Source organism: Anabaena sp. CS-542/02, assembly GCF_028331085.1.
Classification (GTDB): Bacteria; Cyanobacteriota; Cyanobacteriia; order Cyanobacteriales; family Nostocaceae; genus Anabaenopsis; species Anabaenopsis arnoldii.
Genome location: NZ_JAQMTM010000007.1, coordinates 1 through 8,286, shown reverse-complemented (window position 1 = coordinate 8,286; position 8,286 = coordinate 1). Strand labels below are relative to the sequence as shown.

General features: G+C 41.5%; 5 protein-coding genes and 2 pseudogenes. 4 read left to right on the top strand and 3 right to left on the bottom strand.

Annotation, left to right across the window (positions count from 1 at the left end; genetic code table 11):
* The 4 genes and pseudogenes from PN447_RS00535 to PN447_RS00520 all read left to right on the top strand — a co-directional run.
* A pseudogene (locus PN447_RS00535) lies at nt 1–150 on the top strand (ATP-binding protein); the annotation flags it as partial.
* 86 nt (nt 151–236) lie between these two features.
* Nucleotides 237–467: pseudogene (locus PN447_RS00530) on the top strand (DUF433 domain-containing protein).
* A complete protein-coding gene (locus tag PN447_RS18665; protein WP_271760028.1) occupies nt 464–589 on the top strand; it encodes a DUF5615 family PIN-like protein in 126 nt (41 codons plus the stop codon). The pseudogene PN447_RS00530 and the gene PN447_RS18665 overlap by 4 nt, the downstream one beginning before the upstream one ends.
* A 234-nt stretch (nt 590–823) precedes the next feature.
* Complete coding sequence (locus PN447_RS00520) at nt 824–1,429, top strand: hypothetical protein (RefSeq protein ID WP_271760027.1); 606 nt, start codon at nt 824–826, stop codon at nt 1,427–1,429.
* Nucleotides 1,430–2,632: 1,203 nt separating this feature from the next.
* Here the strand turns inward: PN447_RS00520 and PN447_RS00515 are convergent.
* Genes PN447_RS00515 through tnpA form a run of 3 tightly spaced genes read right to left on the bottom strand, consistent with a single transcriptional unit; the run spans nt 2,633 to nt 7,675 of the window.
* Nucleotides 2,633–5,959 carry a Swt1 family HEPN domain-containing protein gene (locus PN447_RS00515; RefSeq protein ID WP_271760026.1) on the bottom strand — a complete coding sequence of 1,109 codons (3,327 nt, stop codon included), beginning with the start codon at nt 5,957–5,959 and terminating at the stop codon, nt 2,633–2,635.
* Nucleotides 5,960–6,015: 56 nt separating this feature from the next.
* Nucleotides 6,016–7,284, bottom strand: coding sequence for an RNA-guided endonuclease InsQ/TnpB family protein (locus PN447_RS00510; protein WP_271760025.1), 1,269 nt, complete (start codon nt 7,282–7,284; stop codon nt 6,016–6,018).
* Complete coding sequence (gene tnpA / locus PN447_RS00505; RefSeq protein ID WP_271760024.1) at nt 7,277–7,675, bottom strand: IS200/IS605 family transposase; 399 nt, start codon at nt 7,673–7,675, stop codon at nt 7,277–7,279. The genes PN447_RS00510 and tnpA overlap by 8 nt, the downstream gene beginning before the upstream one ends.
* Nucleotides 7,676–8,286 lie beyond the last annotated feature (611 nt).

Below are 8,286 nucleotides of genomic sequence, written 5' to 3'. Positions count from 1 at the left end.
TTAGAATCTTATTTAGGGCGTTTGGGTTTAGATTTTGGTTGGTTATTTATCTTTGATAGGCGCAAAAATGCCTTACCAATGGAAGAAAGGTTATCAACTGAAGTTGTGGTGACGGAAAATCAATATAGAATTACTGTGATTAGAGCTTGAGTGTTGGCAAAACTCACTGTTTTTAGCAGAAATAAATGGTATGATAAAATTAATATTAAAATTAATAAAAATGCCCTCGTCACATCATGAATTACAGAGACTATATCACAATTTAACCCAATAAACGTGGTGGTAAGACTTGTGTACGTGGCTTGCGAATCACAGTTTATGAGCTGCTTGAATACCTAGCTTCGGAAATGACAGAAGAAGAAATTCTTGAGGATTTTCCCGACCTAACGCGAGAAGATTTAAAGGCTTGTATTGCTTATGCGGCTGATCGTGAACGTCGGTTAATGATTTCGACTTTATCAGCATGAAATTACTATTTGATGAAAACTTATCTCCTAAATTATCGACCTGTTTGAGAGATATTTTTCCAGACTCCCTTCATGTTCGGGATGTAGGAATGAAAGCAACAATAGAGTTTGTGAAATTATAGACAAATCTACATGGAAACGATACATCATTTAATAGACTCGTAATATTTTCAATGTGTTCCCACTCGCTGGGGACATTATTTGAATGGAAACTCGGCAGACAATAATCCTCCTCTTTTAAATTCTTTATGGTTCCCACTCGCTGGGGACATTATTTGAATGGAAACAAAACACTAGAAAAAATTGCTTGTATAATGTGGTTTAATGTGATCGTTAAGAGGTTTTTTTTTATAAGTATGCGAATCAATCTTTCCGTCACCGCTGCTGCTATGGCGTTTTTAGCTGCTACTCCGTCAATAGCTCAAGCTCAAGTTAATAACATCATCCTTAATTCCAACTCATCAACCCCTTCAACTTCAGTAGTCAATATGACCATCACTGAGTCTGAAGTTCTGGCAGCCCAAAAAGCCTGGGGAGATGCATTAGTCGCCATCTCCACCACCTACGATCAGAAGGGAAAAGCCGCAGCTAAGGCATTAGCCGAGCAGATTATTGATCAAGCCTATGGTTACCAGATGGGTGCAGTGCTGTTCAAGCCAACTCTGACAGAAGCACCACAGACTTTCCGCACAACACGCGAAGGTGCATTGGCTTATTTCGTGGGCGACGATTCTTCTTTCCCTAATGATACTGGCTTTGCCCTCAAAGGATGGCGAAAGGTAGAAATTCGCAACGCTGGAATCTTCATTGTTGGTAATGTAGCTACAACAATGGGCAATGTCTTAATTACCGACAAGACTGGTAAAGTAACCACAGTGGACAAAACCTGGAAGTTCATTAAGGATGACAATGGTAAACTGCGTATTGTAGTACACCATTCTTCCCTGCCTTACAAAAATTAAAATCACCTGTTTCATCAGCTGGACTTAGGTAAAACAGAACAAAAGTAGGGGTAATTCATGAATTACCCCTAGGAAAGAATTAGGTTTTTAGTTCAATCTTGCGTAAGTCCTAATCACAAAAATAACAGGTTGGTGAAACTAAACATAGTTTCAATCACTGATAGGGATTATAGGTAGTTGTGACCTTAAAGACGGGGGACGGTTTGCTTATACTTATCTGTTTGAATCCCTGATAGGGATTATGGGTAGTTGTGACTGTTTATTATGTGTCGTTCAACTAATCACATTTTGATTGATCCCCCCAACCCCCCTTAAAAAGGGGGGCTAAATTATTTGGAGAAAGTGTTTAGGGTTAAATGCGTAAAGGGTAGCTACCGCCTTTAAAAAGGGGGGCTAAATTCTTTAAAGTCCTCCTTGAAAAGGGTGATAGTGTTGAAAATGTTGGTAACAAGTTTGAATCCCTGATAGGGATTATAGGTAATTGTGACCTTAGCGTTTTCCAGGTTGTCCGCGTAACCTACAAACTTGTTTCAATCCCTGATAGGGATTATAGGTAATTGTGACATCTACAATCACAGGAAACTACCGTGGATGTAACTGTTTCAATCCCTGATAGGGATTATAGGTAATTGTGACGCTACCTTGGGAGCTACTGGTAAAATACCTAAGTTTCAATCCCTGATAGGGATTATAGGTAATTGTGACGGGTAACAACTACCCTCCGGGGTGGTTGAGGATTTAGTTTCAATCCCTGATAGGGATTATAGGTAATTGTGACGCGATCGCATTATTAAGTAATTCTCTAATTACACAGATTAGTTTCAATCCCTGATAGGGATTATAGGTAATTGTGGCCCAGATGCTGCGATCGCGGTCAATTACGGCTAATTTAGTTTCAATCCCTGATAGGGATTATAGGTAATTGTGGCTGCCCAACCAGGAAAGCATTGATATATTTGGTTTTCAAGGTTCTGTTCCGTCAACCTAGAGACAATATAACCTTTCGGACATCCTGCTGTCAAGATTAGCATCAAAAAAAATCCCTCAAACCTTTATCTGGTAAGACTTGCCGAGAATGCGTCAACCTCAAAACCACTAAAAACACTGGAAACTTAGACTATACAAAGGTTCTGAGGCGGGAAATTGTCAATCTAATTTTGACATCTACTGGTTGACGCACAAGGGCACCCAAGAGCGGTTTTGTTACTCCTCCTCAAAATTGTAAGTTTTAAACTTGAGACTCCGGCAATTTTCGGTGACGGTGCGAATTAGATGGTCTGGGATTCCATCAGGTAATTGCACCTGAATATCTAGAGTGACTTGGATATCTGCACCGACTAAACCCCCCAGATGTTGGACAATTTCGCTAGTTACTTGTTCAGCATCCCGAATGACCCGCTGGGGGTCTAAATTGACGGAGCCATAAAAACGCCGCAGTTTTGGAGGAGGTGGGGGAGGGGTGTATTCTGTTACCCGTTCCTTTACCGATTTAGTAGAATTACTGGGGTTAATATTAGTTGGGTGTGGAGTTGGTGGGGTTGGGGGTTGTAGTACAGCTGTATCTTGCTGTAGTTGCTGCTCTGCAACCTCGGCTTTAACTAACCAACTTTGGCTGCTGAGGGTAGCTGTAATCCCTTCACAGGCTTTTAACCCTAAATAGCGTCCCTTAGCTTGATCGTAGCCGCTGGCGTAGGCGAAGTATTCCTTCCACAGTAAGGCTGCTACCCCTTCTTGAACAGCATTGAGTAACACTTGTTCATCTTTGATTCGGGGTAGATAGAGATATTGGGTAAAGTATTTCCACAGTGTTTTTAAGTCAACATGATCGGCGTTAGACCAGATATAAGAGTCAAGGATTTCTAGACGCAGACGGGAAGGGGAATACTTAAGTATGAGTTGTTCTTCGTGAAGAAATCTCCGACTAGCCCGAATAATGAAAGAATCTTGCCCAGGAATGCGAATTTCTTCCCAAGTTATGGGCTTGTGAGCATCTGGTTGATGGGGAATTAACAGCCATTGATAAGTGTCTTGAAGTAACAGATTGACATTTTTATTAGTTTCCTCTTGCTTTTGTTGAGCTTGATTGGTTTGGGAAACATCTAAGTTTAAAGAGTCTTTTTCTTTAACAATAGAATCCCAGGCTAAAAATTGACAAACATGCTGGACTAAATTATCTAGTTTAGTTTTATCGGTTGTCAGAAATAACAGCAAATTCTTACAATAACGGGGACTAGCGCCTTTATAAGAGAGAATTTCTGTCACTTTTTCTAAGGCTGGGCTATCCTTAGCTTTGCTACTGTGGCTATACTGGGGAGCTAAGACAACTAACCGCACGCCCATGTTTTCTTCATCGGGAACATCAGCGCTAGAACTAGGCGCTATATGCACCCCTGCAAATTCACCCCGCTCTTTATCGGTTCTCAGTCTGCTGATAATTTCTTCCCAAACTCGGTGTATGTCTTCGCTGATTTGTTGAGCGCGGTCTTGAGCGGTGCGGGTGACGTTGGGTTGGGTAGATATCCAATAACGATTACCATCACTCACATATATATAGGTAGCTTGGTCACTCAAACGGCGCAGAGCGTCTCCAAAGATGGCTACACTTTCACCGGGGTGGACACAACCGAGTTTAATCCTGCGGTCTTCTAAACCCCGGTTTGCTGCTTGTAAGGTGGGAGCAGAACCCAGGTAAATAGTGCGGGTAACACGGCGACAAGCAGAGTATTTTCCTAGGTTGGTGTTTTGAGCTTCTAAAAGCATGGGGAGGGAGTTGGTCCCATCGACATCTTTTTCAATTACTGGAACCCAGGAATCTTCTAGGTAGCGGGTGAGTTCTAACTGTATTTGACTTTCCCCCATGGGGATATTGGCTGGTAATATCATTAAGGAGCGATCGCCTTGTTCCCAGAGTACATTAATGACCTTAGCCATGAGTCGTAATACTCCGCGAGTCCGTTGGAATTTATCCAAGCTAGACCAGTCGTTATAGAGACGGTCAAATAATTCTGGATGAATGGGATAGGCTTGTTTTAAGCGGCGTTCATAGTCAGATTCTCGACATTCTAGGGGAAATTCCTGGGGTTGATTGCGGTACATTTCGCTAAAAGCGCGTACGACAGCATCACGAGCTACGAATAAGTTAGGGTCTGTGAGGTTTTGAAATAAACGACGACGGACAATCTCAAAACTTTCTTCGGCGCTAGCAGGTCGCCAAGGAGACTCAACCCGACCAATGGCATTTTTTAAGCGGTTGAGGGCTTCTCTACCTTTTTCGCCGCCAACTTCAATATCAGAAGAGGGTATACTGACTACTAATAAGGTGCGGTCTGCATTCTTAGCGGACTCGCTGAGGGTTTGGGCAAAGGTGAAATGGGTATCAAAACTCCCACCGGGTAAAATATTATCATCATGGAGTTGTCGCCCATAGGCTACCCACTCATCAATGAGAATTAAACAGGGAGCATAGCGGTTAAATAAATCTTTGAGAATATCGCCGGGGTTAGTAGCGGTTTCGTCTGTTTCCCGCAACATTTCGTAACCTTCTTTACCGCCCAATTGCCAAGCTATTTCTCCCCAAAGGGTTCTGACTACAGTACCATCTGTTTTTGTGTCTGGCTTACCGGGGGGTATTTTGTTACCTACTATCACCGCAGTTTTCACATTTTCTGGTAACTCTGACATCCCGGCGGTGGTTAAAACTGGTTCCAATTCTGGTAGGTCTTTGAGAGGAACACCAAAGCACAGATGATATAATGCCAGCAGAGCGTGGGTCTTACCCCCACCGAAATTAGTTTGTAATTCAATTACTGGGTCACCACCCTGGCCAGAGAATCGCTGTAAGGCGTTCAGCAGCAGTTGTTTAAGTCCTTCGGTTAAATAGGTGCGGCGAAAAAATTCTGTAGGTAAGCGGTACTCGTCGGAACCTTCATCTAGGTAAACTTGCCAAAGATCCGCGGCAAATTCTGCTTCTTGGTAGCGACCGGAAGCAACATCTGGGTGGGGGGTGACTATTTCTCGCCAGGGTTTGAGACCGCCAACGGGATGGGTTTCTACGGAAGTTGCAGCGGCTTTGCGGGTTTCCCTGCGCGCTTGTTCTTCAAAGCGGATGCGTAGGAGTTCTTGTTTTTGCTTTTCTACGTCATCGGCTTCTGATGCGCAAATGGCGGTCAAAAGACGGTTAATACTATCTAAGGCGCGGTAGGTATCATCTGTGGAGAATGGCTGATTGTGGGCCCAGGCGTTACGGGTGAGCATTAATTCACTCACTAAGCTTCTTTCTGCTTTACCCAGAGTTTGGTTAAATACCTCGTTCCACTGATTCCACATTACTTTGAGGACTTCTGCTACATCCTGCTTAAGCATTTGAGCCACAGGGCGGCGTAGGGTGCGGTCTTCGGAAACGAAGGGAGTAGCAGCGACTACCCACTTATCACCATATTTTGCGCCCATTTCCCTTTCTAAAAAGGGATACAAGCCTTTTTGTAGTAAATCTAAAGCTCTGCCTATTCGTTCCCGGTTGTTGATGGTCATTGTTGGTGTTTACTTAGTATAACTGTTAATTTCTATTTTTTTGATACTCCCCACGGCTAGAAGCCGGGGGATTCTTGAATAGCCCATAAACGAACTTTCAATGGTGCTATCAAAGACACCCTACTGACTCCACTTAGGTCTAAACCTAGTTTGATCGCTACTTTAGCTAAAATATTAGCTGCTCCATTAGCATCAGCATTTAAGAGAACATTTTCTGCTGTTCTGAATAATCCACGATTCACACGTTTTCCTGATGATTGCCACCCTTCCGGTTTTGCACGAAATGTAGGTAGCACATCACCATCTAAAAATGAAGCTTTTGAGGTATATGATTCTTCTGTCTCTACAAATTCAAGCTTATATTGGTTGCACAATTGCTCAATACGATTCTTTAATTTAGCTGATGGAATTTGAACGAAGTTTTGGTTATTAAGTTTTCCCATATCAGCTTGATCTTTTTGCCTTTTATTCCACCCAAACACAATCGTACCAATACCGTTAGTTAAGCAATGATTAATTACCAATCTGGCAGCTTTATTAACAGCATCTCTAGCCTGACGATTGCGTTTTTCAGTTATGTGAGCTAATTTCTCATTCCAGAATCCTTGAGCTTTATTTTCTTTGATGACCGCAATTCGTTTGTTGTACCATTGATTCATTGACTTTAAATGCTTTCCATCAATGATCAAACTTGTACCAATATTAGAGACACAAGTTAACCAATTGTTTATGCCATGATCTATACCTAATGCTCTAGATTTATCTAGAGCAACTGCAACATCGATCTGCTTGTACACATATTCGATATAAAAACACTTGTTTCTTGGTAAAATCCTAAACTCTTTAATGCTTTTAAAATCAAGATTTGATGGCATTGGTAAGTAAAAAGCATCTAGTCCAAACCACGTTTTTACTTTAGTACCAAGAGGGAACCTTAAAAGCCCTTCTTTTAATTTTACATCTGCTTTTGGGTAAGTAACTAAAGCTAAACCTCCTTTTCTGTATCCAGGTAGCCTAGGACGCTGTTCAATCGTTTTTTCTTTGATTGCTTTAAGTAATCCGATAAATGATTTAAAGGATTCGGCGACTGTAGTTAAACATTGTTGAGCAACGTGTGAATACATTGCCTGAAAATGTACGTTAGTTTTGAATAATTTATGTAATTCGTATTTTCCAGGTATCTTACCAGTTTTCCAGTAAAATTGTCTTGCGTAATAAGTTCCGCAATTAGAAAGTTTAGCTGATTCTCCACATAAAAATTCTAAAATAGCAGCTAAATTTTTATCAGGATTAATTAATTGTTGTTGACATCCATAATTAGACATTTTTTTGATTCTCGATATACTGTTTAATTACTGACAACGGTGCGCCACCAACGGTAGAAACAAAATAGCTATTCGTCCAAAGAGTTGGTAATCTAGATTTTAGCCAAGTAAATTCTTGCCTGAGAAATCTTGATGAACGTCCTTTGATATAACGAACAACTTTAGCAATACCAAACTGTGGATCTACCTCTATTAACAAATGAACATGATCCGGCATTACTTCCATTTCAATAATCTCACTGTTAAATTCTTTGGACACCTGCAATATGATTTCCTTAAGGCGGATATCAACACCATGAATTAATACCTTTCTACGATATTTTGGACACCAAACCACATGATACTTACAAGAGTAAGTAATATTTTTGTTTGACTTGTATTCTTGGTTCATACAATTATTATATAGCATTGTTCTATATAATAAAGTAAAGCTTTTATAAAGTTCACATGAAGTAATTTATGTAATATTGAATGTGGCTAAAGCCACTCAATCGCTTTAATGCGACTAAAGTCGCTATCGACTTATCCCCATGTCTGAAGCCAGGGGCTTGCGTCTCGTTTGTGGGTCAATGACAAGTTATACCCCAAGGTTAAAGGTCTGGTGACGGCTGGGGGTAAGGTCTGGAAATGCTGTTAAATTTTAGCTATAAGCTAGCACTGGATATCAAACCAATATATAGTATATTTTGCCACTGTTGCAACCAACCAATGTTCTGGGGCGCTGGGTATGGTGTAGCTCCCCGACTTCTCACAGTATGTCAGTCCTGTTATATAATTTATCTAGAAGTCGGGGAGCTGTGGGGCGATCGACTGAAGCTGATGCTACCGAGGACGCCAGGGGTTTAAAACGCCGTTTGATGGTACCGAGGACGCCAGGGGTTTAAAACCCCTGTCTGAAAGCTGAAGTCGGATGAATCCGACTAGGAAATCATGTATGTGGTTTAGCTCCGCGACTTCTCACAGTATGTGAGTCCTCTAGTATAATTTTTCCACAAGTCGCGG